27 protein-coding genes and 1 other RNA gene are annotated in these 22,239 nt (G+C 54.6%); 1 reads left to right on the forward strand and 27 read right to left on the reverse strand.

The features are described from left to right. The first annotated feature begins 521 nt into the window (after positions 1–521). The gene (locus L0H14_RS05035; RefSeq protein ID WP_301421447.1) at positions 522–722 is read left to right on the forward strand and encodes a hypothetical protein; all 201 of its coding nucleotides are present in this window, start codon (positions 522–524) and stop codon (positions 720–722) included. 33 nt (positions 723–755) lie between these two features. Here the strand turns inward: L0H14_RS05035 and L0H14_RS05040 are convergent, their stop codons facing one another. The 27 genes from L0H14_RS05040 to L0H14_RS05170 form a co-directional block, all read right to left on the reverse strand. Continuing rightward, positions 756–1,310, reverse strand: coding sequence for a recombinase family protein (locus L0H14_RS05040; RefSeq protein WP_301421448.1), 555 nt, complete (start codon positions 1,308–1,310; stop codon positions 756–758). A 228-nt stretch (positions 1,311–1,538) separates the two neighbouring features. Further along, complete coding sequence (locus L0H14_RS05045) at positions 1,539–4,379, reverse strand: DNA methyltransferase (RefSeq protein WP_301421449.1); 2,841 nt, start codon at positions 4,377–4,379, stop codon at positions 1,539–1,541. Between the two features lie 217 nt (positions 4,380–4,596). Then, complete coding sequence (locus tag L0H14_RS05050) at positions 4,597–4,839, reverse strand: hypothetical protein (RefSeq protein ID WP_301421450.1); 243 nt, start codon at positions 4,837–4,839, stop codon at positions 4,597–4,599. Further along, complete coding sequence (locus L0H14_RS05055; RefSeq protein WP_301421451.1) at positions 4,836–5,201, reverse strand: HGGxSTG domain-containing protein; 366 nt, start codon at positions 5,199–5,201, stop codon at positions 4,836–4,838. Before L0H14_RS05055 ends, L0H14_RS05050 begins: the two co-directional genes overlap by 4 nt. A gap of 140 nt (positions 5,202–5,341) precedes the next feature. Beyond that, on the reverse strand, positions 5,342–5,584 hold the full coding sequence (locus L0H14_RS05060) for a hypothetical protein (protein WP_301421452.1): 243 nt from the start codon (positions 5,582–5,584) through the stop codon (positions 5,342–5,344). Beyond that, positions 5,581–6,915, reverse strand: coding sequence for a DUF3631 domain-containing protein (locus L0H14_RS05065; RefSeq protein WP_301421453.1), 1,335 nt, complete (start codon positions 6,913–6,915; stop codon positions 5,581–5,583). Before L0H14_RS05065 ends, L0H14_RS05060 begins: the two co-directional genes overlap by 4 nt. Next, complete coding sequence (locus L0H14_RS05070; protein ID WP_301421454.1) at positions 6,872–7,129, reverse strand: hypothetical protein; 258 nt, start codon at positions 7,127–7,129, stop codon at positions 6,872–6,874. The genes L0H14_RS05065 and L0H14_RS05070 overlap by 44 nt, the downstream gene beginning before the upstream one ends. Beyond that, a complete protein-coding gene (locus L0H14_RS05075) occupies positions 7,122–7,310 on the reverse strand; it encodes a hypothetical protein (RefSeq protein ID WP_301421455.1) in 189 nt (62 codons plus the stop codon). The genes L0H14_RS05070 and L0H14_RS05075 overlap by 8 nt, the downstream gene beginning before the upstream one ends. A gap of 128 nt (positions 7,311–7,438) precedes the next feature. Then, positions 7,439–7,654, reverse strand: coding sequence for a helix-turn-helix domain-containing protein (locus tag L0H14_RS05080; protein ID WP_301421456.1), 216 nt, complete (start codon positions 7,652–7,654; stop codon positions 7,439–7,441). Between the two features lie 106 nt (positions 7,655–7,760). Further along, on the reverse strand, positions 7,761–8,312 hold the full coding sequence (locus L0H14_RS05085; RefSeq protein WP_301421457.1) for a hypothetical protein: 552 nt from the start codon (positions 8,310–8,312) through the stop codon (positions 7,761–7,763). Between the two features lie 6 nt (positions 8,313–8,318). Next, the gene (locus L0H14_RS05090; RefSeq protein WP_301421458.1) at positions 8,319–9,578 is read right to left on the reverse strand and encodes a site-specific integrase; all 1,260 of its coding nucleotides are present in this window, start codon (positions 9,576–9,578) and stop codon (positions 8,319–8,321) included. Positions 9,579–9,764: 186 nt separating this feature from the next. Then, positions 9,765–10,137: a transfer-messenger RNA gene (ssrA, locus tag L0H14_RS05095) on the reverse strand. A gap of 112 nt (positions 10,138–10,249) precedes the next feature. After that, entirely contained in the window at positions 10,250–10,759 is a 510-nt protein-coding gene (gene smpB, locus L0H14_RS05100; RefSeq protein ID WP_301419479.1) for an SsrA-binding protein SmpB, read from the reverse strand. A 110-nt stretch (positions 10,760–10,869) separates the two neighbouring features. Next, positions 10,870–12,435, reverse strand: a complete 1,566-nt coding sequence (locus L0H14_RS05105) for a peptidoglycan DD-metalloendopeptidase family protein (RefSeq protein ID WP_301421459.1) — start codon at positions 12,433–12,435, stop codon at positions 10,870–10,872. A gap of 43 nt (positions 12,436–12,478) precedes the next feature. Next, on the reverse strand, positions 12,479–13,393 hold the full coding sequence (gene ftsX, locus L0H14_RS05110) for a permease-like cell division protein FtsX (RefSeq protein WP_301419481.1): 915 nt from the start codon (positions 13,391–13,393) through the stop codon (positions 12,479–12,481). Further along, positions 13,393–14,127, reverse strand: coding sequence for a cell division ATP-binding protein FtsE (gene ftsE / locus L0H14_RS05115; protein ID WP_301419482.1), 735 nt, complete (start codon positions 14,125–14,127; stop codon positions 13,393–13,395). The genes ftsX and ftsE overlap by 1 nt, the downstream gene beginning before the upstream one ends. A 146-nt stretch (positions 14,128–14,273) precedes the next feature. Next, the gene (locus L0H14_RS05120; RefSeq protein WP_301419483.1) at positions 14,274–15,464 is read right to left on the reverse strand and encodes an acetyl-CoA C-acetyltransferase; all 1,191 of its coding nucleotides are present in this window, start codon (positions 15,462–15,464) and stop codon (positions 14,274–14,276) included. Between the two features lie 77 nt (positions 15,465–15,541). Beyond that, positions 15,542–15,985, reverse strand: a complete 444-nt coding sequence (locus tag L0H14_RS05125; RefSeq protein ID WP_301419484.1) for an SRPBCC family protein — start codon at positions 15,983–15,985, stop codon at positions 15,542–15,544. Between the two features lie 46 nt (positions 15,986–16,031). Beyond that, complete coding sequence (gene prfB / locus L0H14_RS05130) at positions 16,032–17,141, reverse strand: peptide chain release factor 2 (RefSeq protein ID WP_301419485.1); 1,110 nt, start codon at positions 17,139–17,141, stop codon at positions 16,032–16,034. Between the two features lie 48 nt (positions 17,142–17,189). Then, entirely contained in the window at positions 17,190–18,860 is a 1,671-nt protein-coding gene (locus L0H14_RS05135; protein WP_301421460.1) for an ABC-ATPase domain-containing protein, read from the reverse strand. A gap of 27 nt (positions 18,861–18,887) precedes the next feature. Then, complete coding sequence (locus tag L0H14_RS05140) at positions 18,888–19,265, reverse strand: DUF2267 domain-containing protein (RefSeq protein ID WP_301419487.1); 378 nt, start codon at positions 19,263–19,265, stop codon at positions 18,888–18,890. A gap of 70 nt (positions 19,266–19,335) precedes the next feature. After that, positions 19,336–19,563 (reverse strand): DUF2795 domain-containing protein, encoded by a 228-nt coding sequence (locus L0H14_RS05145; RefSeq protein WP_301421461.1) that lies wholly within the window; start codon positions 19,561–19,563, stop codon positions 19,336–19,338. A gap of 10 nt (positions 19,564–19,573) precedes the next feature. Beyond that, positions 19,574–20,614, reverse strand: coding sequence for a Vms1/Ankzf1 family peptidyl-tRNA hydrolase (locus L0H14_RS05150; protein WP_301421462.1), 1,041 nt, complete (start codon positions 20,612–20,614; stop codon positions 19,574–19,576). A 208-nt stretch (positions 20,615–20,822) separates the two neighbouring features. Beyond that, positions 20,823–21,263: a Tad domain-containing protein gene (locus tag L0H14_RS05155; RefSeq protein WP_301419425.1), complete on the reverse strand. Its 441-nt coding sequence runs from the start codon at positions 21,261–21,263 to the stop codon at positions 20,823–20,825. Continuing rightward, positions 21,260–21,685, reverse strand: coding sequence for a hypothetical protein (locus L0H14_RS05160; protein WP_301419426.1), 426 nt, complete (start codon positions 21,683–21,685; stop codon positions 21,260–21,262). The genes L0H14_RS05155 and L0H14_RS05160 overlap by 4 nt, the downstream gene beginning before the upstream one ends. Then, on the reverse strand, positions 21,669–22,043 hold the full coding sequence (locus L0H14_RS05165) for a TadE/TadG family type IV pilus assembly protein (protein WP_301419427.1): 375 nt from the start codon (positions 22,041–22,043) through the stop codon (positions 21,669–21,671). The genes L0H14_RS05160 and L0H14_RS05165 overlap by 17 nt, the downstream gene beginning before the upstream one ends. Beyond that, positions 22,044–22,232, reverse strand: coding sequence for a hypothetical protein (locus L0H14_RS05170; RefSeq protein WP_301419428.1), 189 nt, complete (start codon positions 22,230–22,232; stop codon positions 22,044–22,046). Positions 22,233–22,239 lie beyond the last annotated feature (7 nt).

The raw sequence follows: 22,239 nt of genomic DNA on the forward strand, positions 1-22,239 counted from the left end.
AAAAAAGCCCGGATTCACGAGGAATCCGGGCTAATTTTGTGGAGATGCCGGGAATCTCGTGCAACTATGGTTTGACTAGGCAATATGTGATAACTAAAAGACTGAAGTCTAATGGTTGTCAAGAATATGCCCCAGCACTGCGGAAACAGTCTGGGGCGTGGAACACGGTTCATCACCACCGGGTTCAGTGCCTAGTATAGCCAATACTAAACGCCTGTTCACAGCCTGTTGAGCCGTTGCTCCGGGCCTTTTCTAATCACTGTTAGGCCGTAACGAAACAGGCCGGTCACATCCATTGGGAACAGCAGCGTACCGGGTTGCTGGGAACTTGCAGGCCAGCGGGAACTACCACCACATCTTCGAGACGCTCCGATAATCGGGGGGTCTAGTTGCTGTGGGCAAAAGCTGGAGAGCGTGGACGGGGCCGGTGGGCATTTTTGGGGAAGGGGTCTCAAAGACCACAGCTCCCTTGGGAGTCCTTATCCGCACCAACCAGACCACTACCAATACCGGGGGTAACGATGTACATCACTGAGAATCAGGCAGTCCAGAACGTCAGCAGACTATTGAAGGCTCATGGTTATGATCCAGCAGAATATGACGTATTAACGATTACTGAAGAATACCGACAGGAAACAGGCGGCTATGAAAGCATCTTCGAGAATCCTGAAATCGTTTGGGCTTACGTTGATGAAGCAGTGATGCCCCTGGGCCTGCAATAGACCGAGGGGCAACTATGAGGCGGGCTCTCGCTGTTAGGCGTCTTGTAGATACCGGTAGACGGTGGCGCGTGAGACTTCGAGATAACCGGCGATCTTCTTGACTGACATGCCTTCAGCTTTCCACTTACGGGCGTCTGCAACAGCCTGGGCATCTGCTTTACGGGGGCGTCCACCTAGCCGGTTGTTTTTTGCAGCAGCAGCTAGGCCCGCTTTGGTGCGCTCTGCTATCTGGTCACGTTCTAGCTGGGCAAATGCCGACATGATCGTCAGCATAGCTTTACCCATGGGCCCGCTGGTGTCGATCTGTTCGGTGATGGATTCAAAGTTGCAGTCTTTGTTTTCGATGGTTTCCACCAGGTCTAACAGGTTGCGAGTGTTGCGACCTAGCCGGTCGAATTTCCAGATGACCACGGTGTCGCCTGGGCGTAGGTAGTTGAGCATTTCGTCTAGCTGGGGGCGTGATGCTTTGGTGCCACTGACGCCGTGATCGGTGAAGAGCTTGTCTCCCCCGGCGGCTTCAAGTGCTGCCAGTTGTAGTTCTGCGTCTTGATCGACTGTGCTGACTCTGGCGTATCCAATACGTGCCATGATGCTCCCCTGTCTCAGTATCCCGTTCAATACGTTAGTTATAAGATTACATGTTTTGAGACGGCATTTCAAGACAGTCTAGGGGTGGATCCACAGCGACCCGGTCACGTACACCAGGAGTCGCAATAGACCACCGTTTCTGAGACTCGTGATTCACATGAGTTGGCAGCGCAACGCTACCTCCGAAGGCGCTTAACTTCTTCAAATATTATTTAGAAAGTTAGTTAGCTATTTCAGAGTTAATGCTCGATAGGATTCGAAGAGCAATTCCAGCCGTTGGCGCTCATTGCTGAGCCTGCGAGAAGCACCAAAGGCTCTATCAACCAATGCATCAAGCCGGTTGTGTGCCTTAAGTAGCGTGGGGTCCATAGCCAGGGGCGCATATTGCTGAGCTAGGCTCCGGTCTGGACGCGATGCTCGCACTTCCACAATTTCTGCACCAGCAGCAATGATTGCTTCTTTTTGTTCTGGTGACACTTCTGGCAATGGAAAGTTATTCCAACTCAGGGTTCCGGAAAAACGAAGATCGGACTTAAGTCTTCCACCCACCGCTCGTTGCCATGTTATGAACATTGAGGAAGATACCATCGCGAACAACAGGCCATCTGGATCCGGTGCCACGCAGGTAGCATCACTGGCAATAACTGTCTCGTCCAACCTGTCAGCGATAAAGAAGGGGCGATTCTCACTCACAACTCTGGGGATGCACAGATAATCCACATTGGGGTGAGAATTCCACCAGAATAGATGGGGTGTCATAGCAGCCTCTCGCGCATCTTTAGAGGAGCTATTAAGTCTAAAATCGCGAACCTTATTTATCCGCTCTTTCAGCAGGGACGATCTTTCGACATCACTGGGATCTAGATCGACGAGCCACAAACACCAGCGCTCTTTGGCGTTCAAAAGCTCTCGCGCACCAATGTACGGACGAACATACTTTGCGGCTATAGGATCCGCCATAAACTGCGGGTATTCAGTCGGAGTAATGATTAAACCGCCGCCATCTCGAGGAACATTCCCAAAAGCGGCAGGTGGCAGTTGTGGGTTAAGAGGTTTCGATCGAGACTGAACGAGCACATCAGGCCCATCCACAAGATAAGCGTTGACACCAACGCGAACAGGAATCTCCTGTGCTTCACCTCTTACGTGTTCATAGTCCCACAAGCGAGGCGTTAAACTGTCTGCCTTAGTGAACCCGACAATTACGCAGTGCACTGCTGCCTTACCGGGTGCTTCGGAGTCCCATTCGAAAGTTCGATGGGCAAACTTTATCTTCCATTCATGTGAATAGATTTCCCTAAATAACCGAGGCACTTGGTCGCCTTGAGTAATCGAGTTCGTGGTCACGAAAGCCCACTGTCCATCTCGTTCTTCGAGCAGTTCCAGGGCTTTAATGTGCCATGCGGTCACGTAGTCCAGTCGGCTGATGTCTTTGCGTTTCCACACAGCACGAAGTTGCGCGGCTTGTGCTGTGGTTCGACTGTCATGGCCCAAGAATGGTGGGTTCCCAAATACAAAAGTTTGCCCTGTAGATACAGGGAACGCTTCATTCCAGTTAATCTCGAGTGCGTCAGCGTGAAGGATGGTTGCGGTTATTCGAATAGGCAATCGATCAGGTGCTTCGCCTATCTTTGCGGCAAGGTGACGGTTGGCTTGGTGATCGACCAAAAACATTGCGGTTTCGGCAATTTTGGCAGGCCACCAGTTGAGTTCGATACCGTAGAACTTATCAATTGTCAGTAGCTGGTCGAATGAGATATCCAATGAGCCGGTGCCAGTTCCGGAACGTTTGCGTCGCTCCACGATAATGTCGGTTTCGATTTCGCGCAGTTTGGCATAAGCGATGTTGAGGAAGTTCCCGGCTCCACAGGCAGGATCAATGTAGATATTGGCGGCAAGTTCTTCTTGGAAGCGGCGCAAGTCAGCAACGGTGGTGGATTTGTTGGCGATGAGTCGATCTGCTCGGTCTCGGTACTCATCGAGGAATAGTGGACCGATGGTTTTGAGGATGTTGGTTTCTGAGGTGTAGTGTTCACCGTCGCTGCGTCGGGCTTCTTTGGACTTGACTAGCTGAAACATCGACCCAAAGATTGCCGGAGAGATAGAAGTCCATCGGAACCGGGAAGCATCAAGCAGGGCGTCTTTGAATTCGGGTGGGACGCTGTACCCGACTTGGGCGGTGCCGTCGAAGATCCCCCCGTTGACGTAGGGAAACCGGGCCTCTAGGTCTGGCAGGTTATTGCGGTATTTGCGTCGTCTGGTGGCTTCGTCGGTATTCAGAATCTCAAAGAGGCCATCTAGAGACGGCCCGATATTCTTGGAGTTCACGCTTTCGACCCAGCGGTAGAACAGGTCTTGTTCCCACAGCCCAGCATCGTCGCCATACATCAAAAACAGCAATCGCGTCATCAGGATCGAGGCGAGTTCGGTGGTGTCGTCTTCCTCGTCAGGATCAATGGGCGCATCCTCGCCTACCGCTTCATCGGCTTCATCCCCAGCAAGGGTGGTGAACAGACTAGCCATGAGACGTGCGGCCTCGATGGAAGCGTTTTCTTGTTCCCGTTTGGTCAGGGATTCGACCCCAGCAAAGAACAAGAGCTGTTCCAGATGGTCTGGGATCTGGTCAATCGTAAACTCAACGGTCCAGGATTCGTCGGAGTGACCTAGGCGGTCGAGTCGGAAGTCCTCGAAATTGGTGACCAGAATGAAGCGGGGCCATTCGTGGGTGCCGACGCTGCCACCATTAAGGTAGTCCAATACTTGGTCGTAGGCGCGATCCAATGGAACATCGAGGCTTTTGGCTTCCCCAATGACAACGCCTGACCAAAAGAAGTCAATGTAGCCTCGTCCACCGGTGGATGCCCGATTCGCGTTGCGTTCAAACACGTCTCGACGCTCCGCTGCAATATCGAAGCACTGCATCAGGTGGGACCAGAGTTGTTGTGCGTGACGTTGCTCTGTGCCGGATTCGGTCCCTTCAGCGCGCCACCCGTCGATGCGGTGTCGCCAGAAGGCTGACATTTCGGTGAGTTTGCGGTGGATTCGATCGCGGTCAAAAACTTCGGACACGTGCAGCTACCTATCAGTGAGGAACAACATACGGCTCTTAGCACTCTATCTATCATGTGTTTCAGTAGGTGTCAGCTGTCGTCTTATGACCAAAGTAGTCTTGATTGTGAGTATTACGTTGCTCGGTATTATTACCGTCTGCTTCGTCACGGTCAAAGGGGGTGCGCTATGAAAGCGCACCCCCTTCCACGATGGGCGCCAGCCGTAAAATACAGGGCTACTCCAATGCACCTACTGTCGCCCGTAACGCAGTCTGGGCACCATGTAGAAACGCACTGCCAGCATCTGAGACACCGTCCATTGCGTCTGCGAGCGCTTCGACCTGTTCGGCCAGCAAGTCGTACTCCATAGGCTCCCCAGCTAATTCACCTCCCGTAGCGGGGGTGTTCATGGGTCCAGTGCGTTCATGGGTGCCACACGCGGCCTGTGAGCCCTTATCGGCCTGTTGGTACGCTGTCATGGTGCCTCCTCTCCCTGGGCTTCAATGAGCCGTTGCAGTAGTAGCTCGCGGGCATCTTCAGTGGTGACGTGCTGACTACGGCCGTAACCGGCGCGGTCTAGGATGCTGTTGGCTGCGGATAACCGGTCTCGCGGTTCTTCGCCATGCTCCATGATGTGTGCCAGTGTCTCTATCGCGGGGTCTGCGAGCGCGGCTAGTCTCAACTGTGCAGCACGCTTGGCCTGTGGACTGGCACCACCATGCTTTCTGCAAACGCGCTGGCCGTTCATGGCGGGTGCGTTGCACGGTTCACCTGCGGAGGTGTGTGCTGAACAGGCGCGGGCACCTGCGGGGGTGTATCGGATCGTGGGTTGATCGGTCATGGTGTCTCCTTATGGTCGTAGCCTGTTGCGCTCGCGGCGGTTCAGGCGGGCTAGTATCACGGCACGTTTTAGGAGTGTCTGGGCTTCATAGACGCTCCAAAAGCGTTTGGGCTGAGCATTGGTGGTTCTGTCACGGCGGGTCATGCTGACACCTCGTGTCGTAGGCGCTGTGGAACGTGGATGAAGTACCCGCGGCTGTTTGGGGTGTGGACGTGACGTGGGATGCAGTCTGTTACCCGGTGTCCTGCGTCCGGTTCCAGTTCGGTGATGCCGTGGCGGTGCTGTGCTGGGCAATAGGGGCACTTGACTGTCACCACGTAAGCGCCGGGGTGAGTCCGGTTCGGTTCGAGGGCAACAGCAGTTGCGGTCAGGATAGTAGTCATGGTGTTTCCTTTGGTTGGTGTTCCGTTGCGCTCGCGGTCGGTAGGTTGCCCTGTTGCTCCCCTGTTATGCCGGGAATCTGGTCCGGTTGGACCGGCTTGTCCGGTTCGTCCGGTTGGTGTTGGGGTGACTGGACCTGGAATCTTTGCCAGGCTTCAGTGAATTGTGTGATGTAGTACCCGCGTCGGCGTTGGCCGGTGGTCTCCCGGTCGGAGTTGATCTTGTACCCTTGCATGAGCATTCGACCTAGCCCTTGAACCTTGAGTCCTCTGACTGATTCGATGCCCCAACGGGCGGGGAAATTGACGGCCAGCCGCTGCACAAGATCTTGCGATGCGATAAACGATTCCCCGTTCGGCCAGACTTCAGCGATGTCTTTGAGCAGATGCACTCGTAACGGTAAGTTTTGGACACCTTCAGCGCGTTCCATTTCCAATTCCTCAATGTCACGGTTAATAAGTTGGGTGACTCTGGTCGGCCAGTCACCACCGGCGGCATACGCGATACGGGCCAGCGGACGCCATTTCTCACGCATTCGACCGATGCACTTTTCTGGCAACTCTGGCCGGGCGCTACTGACTGAATCGCGGGCCGCTTCCATGGCTTCATCTAGCAGCACTTTGAGTTGATCGACTTCGGCTTCAAGATCTTCCCAATCTGAATCTTCCGTACGGCCTTCAAAGTCGGGCATAAGTAGAATCCGAATACACCGTGAGCGCGTGTCATCGGCCAGCGTTGGGTTATTCCCGGCCATTGCCACAGGCGCGTAGGTGCTCATTTCCCGGTCTGTCCAGTTACCGTCATTGTCCTTGACCAGTACCGGGCGCGATCCACCACGTTTATATCCGGTGTTGATGGTGGCAATGACGCCTTTCATCACCGGGTCTTTCGGGTCCAGTGACCGGTCTGCTTCATCTATCAAGATTGTTCTAATGCCACGGTCTAGGACTCTGGGCAATAGGGCTTCCGATGATATGGACGATGCCGACAAGGGTGAGCGTGTTAGGCGATCAAGGTGTTCTAACACGGTAGTTTTGCCAGCACCGGGCATGACCGAATCAATGAGCAGCCGGGGTGATGTGTAGGTTTCTTCGACCACGTACGTATGAGCTGCCCATAACGTGATGAGGTGTATATCTTCCGGGGTCGTGGCCAGAATGAACCGTCGTAACCATTGGTCCACTTCATCCAACACACCCCATAAGTAACCGGACGAATCGGACGAGCCGGTCGAACTGGACGAACTATCTGCCAAGTCGATGTGTTCCATGTCCAGCGGTGAGATGTAGTCAGTCATGGCGATCACCACCACGACGGTGAGCCCGGTAGTCATTCCAGAATCGTTGTGTGGACCGTTGCCGGGCGTTGTCAGCACCGTCCCAGCCGTCGAACATACGGGCGACTGATTCCTGTACGGCCGGGTGTGCTGGGCCTTGTTGTAAGCCCTCTTGCAAGCCCGTCCCGTATCCGATGGCATGGCCGTTGCTGAAGCCGTCGTTATAGGCGCGTTGTAGGTCCAAGACGGTGTATTCCTGATGGTTAGCCACGGGTATCACCACCAACGATGGTGACTTGACCAATCAACAGGTAAGCGTCTTTGCCGTCCATTCTGGCCCGGTCTACGTGACGTTGAGCAGCTGCCAGCCCAGCGTAAAAGCGGCGGCGGTAACGGGGCTCAGCACCGGGTGAATAGACTTCAGCTACAACGATGTATAACCCGTTGAGCATCTGGGCAAATACTTCACCACGGTCAACAGAATCAGCTATACTAGGGGTGTCATTGCTCCCGTTGGCGGTGGCGTAAGATTCTGAGATTCCCCCGGTTCCCCTGCCGGGGGTTTTTCTTTGCTCGCATGTCACAGGGCATCACCACCGTTGACGTGTTCAAAGGTGGCGGGGTTGACTTCTTCGGCCATGCCGTTGAGGTCGGCTGGATCAATGCGAATAGCGCGGGGGCCGAATTTATAGGCGCGTAGATGTCCGCGGGCTATCCAGCGGCGAATGGTGCTAGTTGATACACCGGCGGCTTCAGCAGATTGTGGGATGGTTTGCCAGGCGATATTGGCGTCCATGATTGAGCCCTCCAAAAGGGTTATCAATCACGAATTACCAATTCGTGTGGTGTTCTGGCGACCTACCGCGCGCGGGAATTAGTAGCTACTAGTCTAGCAGTAGTAGTTACGCATGTTCAAGGACGTTTCCGTCCGATTCGACTATAAGACGTACCAGGTGGTGACAACGGGGGCATGGTAGATCAACGGTGCCCGGTCTAATCTGCCGGGTGTCAGTCTCCCAACGGATGAAACGAAGTCCCGGCGGTTCAGTAAAGTTCCCAGTCTTTGCTTCAGCAAGTTGGGCTGCGGCTGACCGTCTGAGCTCTTGCAGTTCGGCGGGTGCAGGTTCCACAGTGCGACGTACCTTGTCAATGGTGGTCTCTTTTCGTGCTGGCCAGTTGCCCGGTGGCGGTGTGCCTGTTTCGATCCATTGATCTAGCCGTTCAAGGATCTGCTCGCCACGTTCTACGGCGGTGTGTTTGTGTTGAATTTCACCACCTACGGCGTAGATGGCCTGTTGCCCGTCCTGCATCACGAGCAGTCCACCAACTAGGCGGCGGTCCTTTGGGCAACGGTACTGAGCTAACCAACGGGGCTTCAATTTCCGGTCACGTATTTGTTCAGCTACCTCTTGATGGTTGCTTCGCGTCTCAGTGTTGCTGTCTACCGTGTTCATGCTGTGTCATTCCCCCTGGTGCATAGTGGTGGATAATTGCTCTGCGAGCGCGGCTAACCGGTGTCGCTCTGCGTGTTGGTATTGGGCTACGGCGGCGTCATCTGAGTGGCCCGCGTAGCGTTTCAGCTCAGCCAGGGTTGCCCCGGCCTGTCCGATACGGGTGAGCGCGGTGTGGCGTAGATCGTGAAATCTGAAGTCATCTAAGATGCGTTGCCGTTGCTCTGGTGGCGCGTCCACGTTGGCCTGTAAACGGTCACGGTTGAGCCCGTCTCGAGCTTTGATGAAATGAGCCCGTAACGTGTTTGGGTGATGGAAACTGTTAGCACCAGACCGGCGCGGGAATAGTAGCCCGTCATCGCCTGCAACGGCGTACCGTTCAAGGTGGTCAGTCACCATGGCCACGAGGTTGCCAGGCACGGGCACAGCGCGTAGCCCAGCCCGTGATTTGGGTGTCTCAGCACGTGGCCCGCTCCCCCGTGCTTGGACCTGTTCTTGAACGTCGATCCATAGCACACCGTTGGTGTCAGTTGTCAGGTGGCGGCGGCGTAGTGCCAGGATCTCACCTAATCGGAGTCCAGCCCAGCCCGCTAAATAGATTGCCAGGGCTTCACGGGCGGGCATCCTGTCAGCTAGTGCGGTGATTTCTTGGGGTGTGGCCACGATCTGTTCGCGGGTGTCATGGCGTTTGCGTGTTGCTCCGATGACTGTTGCCGGTGATTGTTTGATCCAGGGGGTGAAGTCTGCTGGTAGCCCGCTAACCTGGCCGGTGGCGTAGTTGAACAGGGCTCTGACGGTGCTGTAGACGTGACTGGATACCCCGTGACCATGCTCAGCATGTAGATCGTCGTACCAGGCGGTTATGTCGTCGCTGGTGACGTCCACGGCGGGTATCTCACCAAAGGCGGGTAGGAAATGCACGGTCAAGCGGCGAACGTAGGTGTAGATGGTGCCCTGTTTGGTGCCTAACCGGTGGTGCCATGCAGTCCACGCTTCGACCAGTTCGCGGATCGTGCGTGATTCAGTAACGGTGCGATACTGTTGCTGTTTTCTGCGCTCGCGGGCTTCAGCACGTCTCTGAGCCGGTGGGATAAAGATATTGCGAGCGATCTCTGACCGGGCAATATCGAGGGCGGCGCGGGCATCACCGATGGTCTTGAACGTGCCCAGGTGGTGATTTGCATAATTATGGTAGATGCGAGCGCGGTAAGTACCTGAGCCGGTCGGCTGGATTCCTTCAGGATATTTACGGCGCTTACTGCCTGCCACTGTGCATCACACCTACGCGAGTCATTATGGCTAATTCGTTTTTTGGCGTTTTTTGATTTGCCTAGCCATGAGCTAATCTCATGCTACACTATGGCTATTACTGCCTAGTCATGAACACTAGCTGTTTGATAGCAACCAGGCTCTGACAAGGGAAAAGCCCGTAAACTCAACGGTCTACGGGCTATCCAGTGGAGATGCCGGGAATTGAACCCGGGTCCGATGTGGCATTCGTAAGGCTTCTCCGTGCGCAGTCTGCTCGGAGTTTTATCGACCACAGTTGATCACAGACTAGCAACTGTTCGGTCTAGTCGGCTTTAGGTCTCTGTCACTTCCCCCGACAGGGGCGACAGACAGTGGCTATCTAAGCGACGCCAGGATCCAGGACGATAGCAATGCCTGGTCTGACGGACTCGTTCGCTGGATTAGTTAGGCAGCGAGAGCGAAGTCAGTGCGTTTAGAATCGGCACTTGATTGTTTGCAAAGGGCGTTTACGAGGTGACTTTGCGTCCTCGGCACGCTGACCTGACGGCAACTCACATCGTCGAAACCGATCATCCCCATATTCTGTTTTCTAACAGCACCTGGCTCAGCCAGGATCTTCTACTCTAACGTAGAGGCTCACTGCGTACAACTCAGTCGGGCAGGTATTTATTCCCGACCCCGTCAATGCATTAGAGGATCGACTTGCCCTGGCGGTTCGCTTCACGCATGGCGCGCTGAGCTTCACGTTTATCTTGCGCTTCACGCAATGCGTGACGTTTATCGAAGTCACGTTTACCTTCAGCAAGTGCTATTTCTACTTTTGCCTTGCCATCACGGAAGTACATGGACAGCGGCACAATCGTTGTGCCTGACGCATCGACCTCGCGCTGCAGCTTATTGAGTTCGCTGCGATGTAGCAATAATTTACGACGGCGCCGAGCCAAGTGGTTGGTCCATGTTCCGAAACCATACTCGGGGATAAACACGTTCTCCAGCCAGAGTTCATTGCCAGAAAACATGGCGAAACCCTCAACGATAGATGCGTGACCATCGCGTAGGGACTTCACTTCGGTGCCCATCAGCGCGATACCGGCCTCGTAGGTATCCTTGAGATTGTAGTTGTGACGCGCCTTGCGGTTGGTAGCGATAACAACCCGATCTGAGCGCGCAGGTTTGCTGCGACCAGATTTCTTGGACATACTCACTCCTTCCGCCTGACGGTTTCGTCCAACCTGCCATTATACAGGTTCTGTCAAAGCAACGCCCCCACCCATTCTGTTCGGGTGAGGGCGTTGTCGCTACTGTCAGGTTAGAGGTAATTCGCTGGGTTGCGAGGTTCCCCGTTGATCAGTGTTTCAAAGTGTAGGTGGCAACCGGTGGAGTTACCGGTGGTGCCCGTGTACCCAATAACTTGGCCCTGCGAGACTGACTGTCCCGGGCTCACGACGTACCTGGTCATATGGTGGTATTTAGTTGCCAGCAGACTGCCGTTGACTGATCCGTGATCAATCACCACACGGCGCCCTGAAGTCGACACCGCCCAGTCAGCGTTGATGACTTTTCCTGAGCGGGCAGCCTTGATCGGAAGGCCACAGCCGCCGCCGTAGTCTATACCGGTATGAACGTATCCCCCGCTGCCGCCATAGTCATAGGTACCGGCTGGTGTTGGACGCCAGCCGAAACCAGAGGTCTGGTAACTATTAATCGGTGCGACTAATCCCCACGAGCTCCCGGTATCTGCGACTACCTCACTGACACGCTCTTTTTGTTCTTCATATTCTTTGTCAGCGGTCTTGGCTTCACTACGAGCCTTCGTAGCACTTTCCTGCTGTTTCTGGGTCGCACTCTCACGTGCTGCACGCTCTTCCGCCTCACGTGCTTTCCGCTCGGCTTCTTCCGCTGCCTTTCGCTTGGCTTCGGCCTCGGCTACGGCTTCGTTGTGTTCTTTTTCGAGGCTGGAGATCTCGGATGACTGCTGGTTAACCTCTTCCTGCTGTTCTAAAATTTTCTCATTGACACTATCGGCTGCCGCACGATTTTCTTCAATGGCCGATTCGATCTTCGGGCGGTCTTTTTCAAGCTCTGCCGTCAACCGTTCGTTGGTTTTGATCATGCCGTTAAGCTCTTCTTTTGCTGCGTTCGCTTCATCACGGGCAGACCGTTCAGCTGCCAAAGCATCTTCTGCTTGTGATTTCAGTTCGCGAATCTCAGCTTCAACAGCTTCCATGCGCGCCTTGGAGTTGACGTCCTGCGCGTTTTCCTGAGAAACATCCGCAATCTGGTTGTCCTGGATGCGCAATGCTTGTTGGGCCATGCCCATGGCTTCAGGCAGCGACGAGTCTGAAACACCCAGAAGGAACGCTAGATCGTTGGTGCCGCCGGTCTTATACGCTTCGGCAGCGATTTGACCGACTTCTTCTTCGGCCATGTCCAACTTTTGTTCAGATGATTCAATTTCCGCCTGAATATCCGCAAGACGACCTTCGGCTTCAGCGACTCGGTTGTTCAGCGAGTTGACTTCTTCCTGAGCTGCAGTGACTCGTGCTTCGGCATCATCAACTGCTTGCTGAGCACCCGGCAGGTCGTCCTGAAGGTCATGAAGCTCAGTCACCTTCTTCGCGATATCTTCTTCAAGACCTTCTAGCGAAGCGTTCAAGTCGCCACGATCCGAATCCAAGCTATCTTTTTTGTCACCGAGATTAGACAGCGAATCGTCTAGTCGTTCACGCTCGTCCTTGGAATCACTCAGTTCACGCTCGAGCCGGTCGACTCGGTCCTGCCCGAAGGCAGGCACTACGGAAGTGACACCGAGCACGGCTACGATGCCTGCGGCAGCAACAGCATTTGATAACCGTCGTTGAATCATATTGGTCATGTCTCCTTCAGACACATGCATCGGTCAAGAATAATTTTAGAAACTACACTTTGAGGTAGCGCCGCAGCGTCAGCATTGAAGACGCCGCAGCAAGGATCAGGGCAATAACGAAGAGCAATGGAATTAGCCAGAGTGCTTCGGTCGATGAAATGAAACCGGTTTGTGGGTACTCACTTGCTAGCCAGTCCGCGATAAAGAACTTTGCAATTGCCCACGTCGCGATGGATGCCATGGCGGCACCCAGCATTGCCGCGACAACGCCTTCAGCTAAGAACGGCAACTGGATCATAGTCTTGGAAGCTCCCACCAGTCGCATGATTCCAGTTTCACGGCGCCGGGAGAACGCTGAAAGTCTAATGGTGGTGGCAATCAGCAGGATGGCAGTAATGAGCATGATGACAGCCAGCGCAATCGCAATAACCGAGGCAATATTCATCAACGAGAAGAGCGATTCGAGGAGTTCTCGTTGATCTGAGACGACTTCTACGCCCGGCATCCCTGAGAACATCTCATTGACGACTTCGTACTGTTCTGCGTTGACTAGGGACACTCGGAAGGACTCGGGCAGCTGGTCAGCAGTGACGCTCTCAGCCATATCCAAGTTGGCGTACTGGTCCTGAAACAGTTCAAGAGCCTGATCCTGGGATTCATGCTCGTAACTCTCCACATAGGCTGATGCCTGTTGGGATTCGAGCTGCGCCTCGATGGCTTCTCGTTGGCTATCAGTTACAGCTCCCCCTGCACAGCTGGCAGCAGTTGAGGTGTCATTACAGAGGAAGATGGCGACTTCGACGCGATCGTACCAATAGCCCTTCATCTGGTTGATCTGCATTTGCAGTAAGCCAGCGGAGCCAACAAAAGTGAGTGATATAAAGGTCACCAATACAACCGAGATGACCATGGAAAGATTTCGGCGAATACCAGAAAGCGTTTCCGAAACGATAAACGCAAACCGCACTAGTTCACCTCCGTCTTTCTCAGCCGTGATTGCAGCTGAGCAGTGGCGTCGGCGGGCTGGTATCCAGCTTCTGCTTCATCACGCATGACTTGGCCTTCATGCAATTCAACGACGCGACGACGCATCGTGTTGACGATTTCGTGATCGTGCGTGGCCATGACAACGGTTGTGCCGTTTTGGTGAATTTTGTCGAGAACTTCCATAATGCCCCAGGATGTTTCTGGGTCGAGGTTACCCGTGGGCTCATCCGCTAACAGAATGGCCGGGCTGTTGACAACAGCCCGGGCGATCGCCACACGCTGTTGTTCACCACCGGACAGTTCGTGGGGGAAACGATGGGCTTTGTCCTCGAGTCCAACAGTTTTGAGGACCTCTGGAATGGCTTGGTTGATGAGGCCGCGGCGTTTGCCCAGAACTTGCATAGCAAAAGCAACATTGGCAAACACGTTTTTATTAGGCAGGAGCCGAAAATCTTGGAATACAACGCCAAGGTCGCGGCGCAGGTGAGGGACTCGCCATGAGGACAGCCGAGCAACGTCTCGGCCAGAAACGTACACGGTTCCTGACGAAGCTTTCTCTTCACGTTGTACGAGACGAATAAATGTGGACTTACCTGACCCTGATGGACCAACTAAGAACACGAATTCGCCGCGCTCTATTTCAGTGGTCACACCGTCCAGGGCAGGACGCGAGGTCGTATCATAAACCTTCGTGACATCTTCGAATCGGATCATATTTTTTCCCTGACCGAATCGGCGTGCGACTCACCAGTGCCCGGTCATGTTGGGGAAGTAAAAGCACCAGCCCTTCAAGACTAATCACGGTTCGGTAACAACAGTGGGATCTTGGGCTGGTGCTGGTGGTGTGTTGAAAAATAATATTAAAGTTTAAGCAAGACGCATTCGCCCTGGCCACCGCCGCCGCACAGGGCGATAGCAGCTTTACCACCATCCCGACGCGCGAGCTCTTTGGCTGCCGTCAAGACGAGGCGTGCACCCGAGGCTCCGACTGGGTGACCTAACGCTACGGCTCCACCATAAATATTCGTTTTCTCCAACGGATAGTCCAGGTCTTGGAGCGACTGAACCACCACAGCCCCGAAGGCCTCATTGATCTCAATGAAGTCCAGCTCGCTAGTGTTCCAACCTGAACGCTTGGTGGCAGCTTTAATTGCCCGGGACGGCTGAGAATGTAGTTGGGAATCGTGCGGACCAGCAACTTGGCCATATCCCGCCACGGTAGCCAAAATATCATGCCCGTGATCCTCGGCGTATTGCCGCGAAACGACCACGAGTGCCGCCGCACCGTCAGATAGCTGCGACGAGTTGCCCGCGGTGACTGTGCCCTCCGACGCAAACGCCGGGCGAAGCTTACCTAAACTCTCGGCGGTGGTATTTTCCCTTACGCCTTCATCAGTATCGAAGATTACGGGTTCGCCACGACGTTGTGGAATCTCGAGGGGAAAAATTTCTTCCGCCCGTTTCTGGGCACCAGCTACCGCACGCTTATGCGATAGGGCAGCTACCTCATCCTGACTTTCACGGCCAAGACCAAACGAACCGTTTCCCTGCTCTGTCAGGACACCCATGGAAACCGCGCTGTCCTGATCGGTCAGGGCATCATGGTCTGTCGCGTCCAACATCGTGACCGGCCCGTATTTATGACCGGAACGCGAACCGGGGAGTAAATGTGGAGCGTTGGTCATGGATTCTTGTCCACCGGCAATCACTACGTCAGCGTCTCCCAGTGCAATCATGCGTGCAGCGTCAATGACCGCGGTGGCACCGGATAAACAGACCTTGTTGATGGTGATGCCATGGACGTCACGACCGATTCCGGCATGCAGGGCAGCCTGACGACCCGGGTTCTGGCCGGCTCCGGCCTGAATGACTTGACCCATGACGACAGTATCCACAGCTTCAGGTCCGATGCCGGCGTCAGTCATCGCGCCTCGAATGGCATGGGCTCCTAATTCAATGGCAGAATGTCCCGCAAGCGATCCAAGTAAACGTCCGAACGGTGTACGTGATCCACCGATAATCACGGCATCACGTGGTGAAGAGTTAGACAAAGTGACTCCTATGTTTGTGGCGTGGTGGTCACCACATTGTAACGCAAAGCAGGCCAAAACTAGTCACTTGTATAACTCTAGTTTTCCACCTTCAGTGAAAGACGATTAACTGAATTCAGCAGTGCTTCTTCGGTGTAGGAACGAGCTCGCTCGAAGCGAGACTCGTCGACGAGTTGGGTCCAGTCATATGTGTGCGTGACTTCAGTGACGGCGTCATTCACTGGCCGCAGTTCCCAACGAAAGAGATGGCCACGCGGAGCTTCTCCGGTGGGCGCTGGGTTCCAAGCAATGACGCGACCTTCGGTGAATTCCACTACGTAGTTAGTACGCGATTGACCGTTTGTCAGGTGCATGGTGAATACTTGATCCTCACCAGTGATGCGTTGGCCCTCTGGTGCTTCGGAAAGGTTGTCGTTGCCGTCCCATTCAGGCTGGCGTGCTGGGTCGGCGATGAGTTCAAAAATCTCCGCTGCGGGAGCGTTGATGGTTCGGGTGGCGTGTACGATGCGTTGTTCTGTCATAAGCACCAGTTTGTCACCAAGCCTGTACGTTGACCAGGTTTAACGGTTAATCGTGACGACCTTCGGCACGCCAGCGAATACCTGCGTCAATGAAATCATTGATCTCGCCGTTGAAGACTTTTTCCGGGTTGCCTTCTTCGTGGTGAGTCCGCAAATCTTTGACCATCTGGTACGGGTTAAGCACGTAGGAACGCATTTGGTCGCCCCACGAAGCTTTCACGTCTCCGGCAAGTTCCTTCTTTTTGGCTTCCTCTTCTTCTTTCCGAATTAACAGAAGTCGAGATTGCAATACTCGTAAGGCGGCCGCACGGTTTTGGATCTGTGATTTTTCGTTTTGCATGGACACCACAATGCCGGTGGGTATGTGCGTCATCCGAACCGCAGAGTCAGTGGTGTTTACGTGCTGACCGCCTGGACCCGAGGACCGGAAAACGTCAATCTTGAGCTCAGTCTCTGGGATCTCGATGGAATCATCGGACTCGATAAGCGGGACAACTTCGACTGCAGCAAAGGAGGTATGGCGACGTCCCTGGTTATCAAATGGTGAAATCCGTACGAGTCGGTGCGTACCGGCTTCAACTGAGAGCGTTCCGAAGGCATAGGGCGCGTTAATTTCAAAGGTCGCGGATTTCAGTCCGGCCTCTTCGGCATATGAGGTGTCCATGACTTTCGCCGAATAACCATTGTGCTCAGCCCAGCGCAGGTACATGCGCATCAACATCAGCGTGAAATCTGAGGCATCGACTCCCCCGGCTCCGGCCCGAATCGTAACGACCGCTTCTCGTTCGTCGTACTCACCACTGAGCAGAGTGACTGTTTCAAGCTGGTTTAGCGATTTCTTAATACTCTTGAGTTCTGCGATGGCCTCGGCATGTAGGTCAGCGTCGTCGGCTTCCTGGGCGAGTTCAACCGTAACGTCTAAGTCGTCGATCCGCGCATAGAGCGAAGTGAGCCGCCCTAGTTCAGTTTCTTTTCGGGACAGTGCCGATGTGATTTGCTGACCTTTGCTGGGATCGTCCCAGAGGTTGGGCGCGCTGGCCTCTTTCGAGAGCTCGGCGACGTCAGCGCGGATCTGTTCAATATCAGATACGGCCTCGATGGATTCGTATGTGTGTCGCAGCGCAGCGATTTCTGCGGAAAAGTCTATATCAGCCATGGGCTTTCAAGGATACGCGATCTAGAGTGCAGGTCATAAATTCGTGTCTCATGAGCTGAGCTGCAGGTGCCGGTAGCGGTTGATTGCACTGTGTATTTCTTGTCGACGTGGTAGAGCAAGATGTCCCGGGTGGCCGTGGTGTGGGGACAGTACCTCGAGCCCTTCATTCTCAACCTTGGCGAGTAACGCTGTAATGGCTTCCACCAGACTGACTTGGCCATCCAGCTGTTCGGCTATACGGTCCATGGCGAAGGCAATGGCAGCGGTTTGAGCCGGATCAATGAGCTGGGCTACCGCACTGAGTTCGACGCGTTCGCGGCCAAATTGTATGACCGACCTGCCGCGGGCAGTCGCGGGTTTCTTCTTTCCCTGCGCGGCCATTCCATCAGTACGGGGGATCCGCTGTGGCGCTTCGTGAGAGAAAACCGAAGCTAACCGTCGGGAATTGTCCGCCACGGGATGCTTTCCGGCAATGTCGTGAGCACGACTCGTCACGTCTACCGGCACGTATTCGTCCAATGCGATGACATGGTCGGCAACTTCGAAGAACGCACCAGAGCCTCCTGCAACCAACACCGTGGAGACACCCCGCTCGGTCAGCAACGGGCGCACCCTGTCAATGAAGGGTTTGATGGGTTCTTTTTCGGCAGCGACCAGCTGTTTCATTCGATCATCACGAATCATAAAGTTCGTCGCTGACGTGTCTTCGTCGATTAACAGGGCGGTCGCCCCCGCTTCCAGGGCTTCCACCAGATTTGCTGCTTGGGAGGTGGAGCCTGACGCATTCGTGGTGGAAAAACTTGTTGTATCTGCACCGGATGGCAACCCGGAAATATACGGTGAAATATCCACGCCTGTCACTGCCCGACCGTCCTCGGCACGAATATTGACGGCGTCTGCTCGAGTAATCACCCATTCTCGTCCATCACCAGAAATATGCGGATATACGCCACGGGAAAGCGCGCCCAGTAGCGTCGATTTTCCATGATATCCACCGCCAACAATCACCGTAACCCCTTCGTGGATACCCATCCCGGTGACGGTCCGACCGCTTGGTAGTTGGAAGCTGACACGCAGGGTTTCGGGCGCAAAAAACGGTACTGCTTCGTCGGCCAAAGGGGTATCCGAATCGCCTGAGCGTCGTGGCAGAATTGAACCGTCGCCTACAAAACCGACTAACCGATTCGCAGCTAACACACCGCGTAAATACTCTTGGTCCCGATACAGGCTGACATGGTCTGCGAGCGCTTGCGCGTTGAGGTGCTGAAATTTAAGCGAGTTCGCTACAATATGCGGGAGTTCTTCAGTTAGGATTTGTGCCGCCTGACGCCCCCGGATGCGTCGGCCTGCAGCTGGCAAGTCCACGGCGATGCGCGCTTCGACAGTGTTCTGGCCAATGACGACGCTGCTGCGTTGTAACACCTGTTGTCCAGGTGTTCCGATACTTACGGAGCTACCCTTGCGGATAGCTTGTGCGAATCTTCTTGTCAGAAAATCGCTAGTGGCCACCCTTCCGGCAGGGTCATCGATCAATTCGTTCGGCAAATCGACGACACCGCTCGGCAAGATGACACGCATCAGAGAGGCTGGAGCGTACGGATCAACCTGAACTTTGTCGACTGATAGCTGGAACTCATCCAGCCTGTGGATCCCGCGTATTTGACGGTAGGTTCCGTAGCCTTGGCCATCAATCTGGTACAGAGTGTCGCGTATACCCATGTAGCTCCGTGCTCTTGTTGAGTCGTTCTAGTTCCAGCGGGCGTAACCCGAGAGGTCGTTAGGTAGAGCATTCATAAATGAGATCTGCTCTCCCTCAGAAACCGCCTCTGTTACAGCGGACAGAACGGCGTGAGTGGCCGTCTGCGCTTGCTGCTCGTTCGAGTCCAATTGTTTCTGGACCCTTGCCAGGAATTCCTCTGCGTCGAATTCTTCGGGCTTCTCTTCCGGCTCCCTCAGGTATTCTCCGATACCGCTGGGAAGCTGGGCTGCGAGTTTCGCAGCCTCCCCGTCCGTGTGTCGGGTTGCTAGAACAGTTAGGACTGCTTCGATGGCTCCACGAGTGGCTTCTGCCGTGTCATACTTGCCACGTTGGCGAATCAGATCAGTCAGTTCGTCAGTATTCATACCTTGTCTCCTATTCTCAGCGCTTCAGTGCACTGTGGCGTTGTGCTGTTGTATGTGGTGTCGTGCGCAATTACCGCTGCGTCCCACCGGCGACGTCTTCACCCTCTGGTTCCTGTGGGACTGCGTCGACAACTTCGTCCATATTGCCGAATTCTTTTTCTGGCAGAGTTCGCAGTGCTTGGAGTGACTTCTGATCGGCTCCACGAGACTCTGCGTATTCAATCAAGGTGTCTTTTGTCGCGGGGAAATCCATACCCTGTAGCGCTTTGGATGCTCTCATATCATCGCGTGTCGTCATATACGCTCCTTTACTTCTTCAGTTCGTCTGGTGCTTCAAACCGCAGCACTGCTGCCACAGCATCTTCAACCTGGGTATTGAGGAGCCCCACTTGAGCATCCATCCTGACGCTGGCACCTAAGAGTTTCGCTTCATCGGTGGCCGAACGGTCGTGCTCAAACAACAGCGTTTCAACCGCTCCCATTTCTGCGGCACGAGCGACCCGGTCGGCGCCCTCTACTGCCTGATCATGCGCAGCGGCGTGTTCGTAACGTTCGGTCAGTTCTTGTGAGCGGTCGTTTGCAACGTCACTGGCGATCGAGCGCAGTTCTTCTGCCAGAGCTTCTTCGGCAGCGTCATCATCGGTGCCGCCGTTTTCAGCCTCCCGAGCCATATCGCGGAGTACGTCAGAGAGTTCATCGCGCAGTTCGTTGCGGCCCTGGACTTCACCGGCGAGGACCACGACATCGGGATGCCATTTCGCCGAGGTCTCGTCCAAATGTTCAGCAACCTCGCGTAGGTTCTGTTTGGTTGCTTCATCTGCACGTCGTTGAATCTGTTTGTGAGACAGTGCGCCTTCACGTGGTTTGTGAACCGAGGCATTGGCCGCCTCGGTCACATTGCGCTCTGTCTGTTCGTCCAGCTCGTGTTCTTCTGCTGCGACCACTCTGCGTATTGTCGCGCCCGTACGATCCGCAATCGCCACCAGCATGCGCACTGACCGAGCGCGCTCACGGGCAAATGCACCGAGTTCTGGCTCTTGAGTGAAATGTGCGGCATCTCCAGCTCCGATCGCTGCATCCCAATCTGCGTTAAGCAATACGCCAGAGGCATTCGCCACCAGAACGCGGCCATTATGTTGGACTTCGGTAATGTCCTCGACCATCACGGCCTTTTCTAACGCCGTAACCGTTTCCTCTCCGGCTCCGTCTTTCTCTAAGCGTGCGCTCAGATCGTCCCAGCGGAGTCGGACTTGGTGTTCTGCATCGGCGGCAGGGGCACGGCCTTCCAGGTAGACGGTCGCGAAGGGCCCGTCTTGGTCGTAAAGATTTCGAATTTCTGCTAGTTGCACAGCTACTCCTCAAAAAGATTCGTACGGTGCCATGAACTCTGGCACCACGTTGGTCTATCGGTTCGGGGGCCATTTTCGAGTTCGTTATATTAGGTGATATAGATTTTTCGCTTGAATATTGCCATTGGTTCGACCCTAACGATCGTCCGGCCTTCGTGACAACCGGCGATTCGCCGAACACTTTTCGGTGAGGTCTTGGCTGCCTGCGTCACTGGGTGGAGTCATCGAGTTGGGTTCGCGCTGTACCTTCTGCAATGACCGTCACACCATCAGGGATAACCCAATTGACGATCGGCGGGTGTGCGGTTGCAGTAAGCCGAACTTGGACCGTGGTTTCGCCAACCACACGAACAGAATCGACGGCGACGTTTGGGAAATGCTGCTCGGCTTCCAGTGTCTGAAGATGCTCGCGAACTTGTTGGGAGGCTGACGCATCCGTGATGGTGACCGAGAGTTCTTCTGGGTCAACAATCGTAAATGCTGTCGCGGCACTTTGAGCTGCAGAGTCAGCCAGCGACAAGAGTTTCCGGTGTTGCAAATTGACAGCCATAATTGCGGTGATGGTCAAGGCGAACAACAGAATGACCACGGTGACTCCGATAACAAAGACCGATGTTTGGCCTTCGTCGTCACCTGTATGTTTGCTCATTCGAATTCTCCGATGACGTGGTAGCCCGTGGCGTCCATAGTAGCAATACGGGTTTGGTTGCCTAAAAATGTAGGGATCAGAGGTAACGGCACATCAATGGACACGTGCACTGTGATCTGCGTGCCTGGGGTGCTGCATGGAGTATTGCTGCAGTAAATAGTGGTGTCGGTGGTGGACGGGTCAAGTTGATAATTTTTTGCGGTGAGGTGCACAGTGTCGATCGCTCTGGGTTCGGCTTGGGTGTCGCTGGTGGTGTAGGCGATGGTTTTCGCTGCTTGGTCTGATGCTGCGACGGCGGCATAGCCTGCCGCTTGCAGTTGTGAGATCGTGACCAGCAGATAAATAGCCGGGATGAGCAGGATGATCGACAGCGCGATGAATTCCACGGTGGCTGATCCGCTGTCGTTAGGGTGTGAGGTCATAGGCTTGGGCGGTTGCGGACAGTGGCACGGGACCGGTCATAAAACCAAAGATCGGCAGTTGGTGATCAATCGTGACCGTGATGAGCTCTCCGTTAGCGTCACGGTTGATGCTCACACTGGCGGTATCGGCGTGTGGAATGGAATTGGAGAGTAGGGCCGTGGACCGATGTTGGCCATCGGCCAGGTTGCGGTCGGCAAGCGCTGCAAGTCTGGCGCCGGCCGATGCGGCGTCGATCATAGTGTTTCGAGTGTGGATGATGACGCCGAGCTGCAAGATGGTTGCGCAGAGCACGGTGATGAGTGCAATAATCATCGCGGATTCCGCGACAATTGACCCCGACTCGGTTTTCAATGACATTTAGGAACCGGAAACGCGGGCGATCGCTTCTTCAAAAAGACCGTTGAGTGCTGGACCGGCTATCGCTAAGAGGCCGGCAACCAATATGGCGGTCATCAATGTGATCATGACCCAGCCTGGGACATCCCCACGATCGTCGGCAAGTTTGTCAGTCGCGAGACGTGTGAAGATGAGGTGCAAGAGCTGCATGGGCGTG

Origin of the sequence: Yaniella sp., assembly GCF_030453185.1 — a bacterium.
Taxonomy (GTDB): domain Bacteria; phylum Actinomycetota; class Actinomycetes; order Actinomycetales; family Micrococcaceae; genus Yaniella.